Origin of the sequence: Methylophaga sp. UBA5088, assembly GCF_002414625.1 — a bacterium.
Lineage (GTDB): Bacteria > Pseudomonadota > Gammaproteobacteria > Nitrosococcales > Methylophagaceae > Methylophaga > Methylophaga marina.
In genome coordinates this window covers 9566-10842 of the sequence record NZ_DIAC01000129.1, presented here as the reverse complement: position 1 = coordinate 10842, position 1277 = coordinate 9566, and the positions used below count along the sequence as shown (strand labels likewise).

Sequence of the window (1277 nt, the reverse complement as noted above, 5' to 3'; positions counted from 1 at the left end):
CTACGCTGCTTTTTTCATCCTGAACCATGTTACTCGCTCCATTCTCCCTCATCTCCAACATCCCTCTAGCACCATCATCACCCATGCCGGTCAACATAACCCCAATGGCATTGGCCCCGACATTTTGAGCAATCGAACGAAAGAGAACATCCACGGAAGGTTTATGGCGTGAGACTGCAGGCCCATCATTCAAACGGCAATAGTAACGAGCACCGCTACGCTCGACTAATAGATGCTTATCACCAGGCGCAATGTATGCATGTCCAGGCAGAATCTGTTCTCCATCAATGGCCTGACTAACATTAAGGGCTGACATTTTATTTACCCTTTCAGCAAAAGGGGCACTGAAGCTAGCTGGAATATGCTGAGTAATAACAATGCCCGGCGCATTCGCTGGTAAAGCACATAAGACTGTTTTTATTGCTTCTGTTCCGCCCGTAGAAGCGCCAATGGCAACGATTTTTTCTGTGGTTTTTAAGGGGATGTTTTTGGTGCTCTTAGCGATGACGGCATCTGCTGTTAAGCGCTCCTCAACTTCCAGCATGGCTTTTGTGGTTAATTGCTGAGGCTGAACGCCTGCCGCCGCTTTAATCTTACTGATAATTTCTTCTGAGTAGGAGGACAATGTTTGAGATAAATCTAATTTGGGTTTTTCTACGAAATCAAATGCACCTAAAGCCATCGCTTCAAGGGTAATTTGTGCGCCTTTTTCAGTTAGGGTTGACACCATAACAACTGGCATTGGTCTGAGCCGCATCAGATTACGTAAAAATGTCACCCCGTCCATCTTTGGCATTTCAACATCCAGCGTTAACACATCTGGATTAAACTGTTTAATCTTGTCTCTCGCCTGATAAGGGTCCCCAGCAGTGGCAACAACTTCTAGCTCAGGATCAGAATTGAGAATTTCTGTTAGCAACTTACGAACTAGAGCTGAATCATCAATAACAATGACGGAAATCTTTTTCATGGCTGACCTTTACTCAAACAATTCCACGCCACCGCTAAGCGATGTTTCTTTTAAGCGTTCATGATACTGAGACTCGCGAACCAGGATTGTATCGTTGTATAAATGTTGAATACGTTTGATAAACATTTTTCCTGTTTGAGGGTAATACATTAATTTTCGCGGGTAGATATCACCTAAATCATAGGCAATAACAGGAATGCCTTCGAGTTTTGCAAAATTAAGTACAAACTCACTATTCTGGTGACCAATATCATTGGAAATCCCATCAATAATTTTGCCACCACCACAGACTTTCATTTCCAGGTTT

At 43.3% G+C, this 1277-nt stretch carries 1 protein-coding gene and 1 pseudogene; both read right to left on the bottom strand.

Annotated features, from left to right (window positions below):
• Positions 1-970: protein-glutamate methylesterase/protein-glutamine glutaminase (locus tag B4K20_RS15850; protein ID WP_289283658.1), on the bottom strand; the 970-nt coding region annotated here is incomplete at its 3' end.
• A gap of 9 nt (positions 971-979) precedes the next feature.
• Positions 980-1277, bottom strand: a pseudogene (locus B4K20_RS15845) (chemoreceptor glutamine deamidase CheD); the annotation flags it as partial.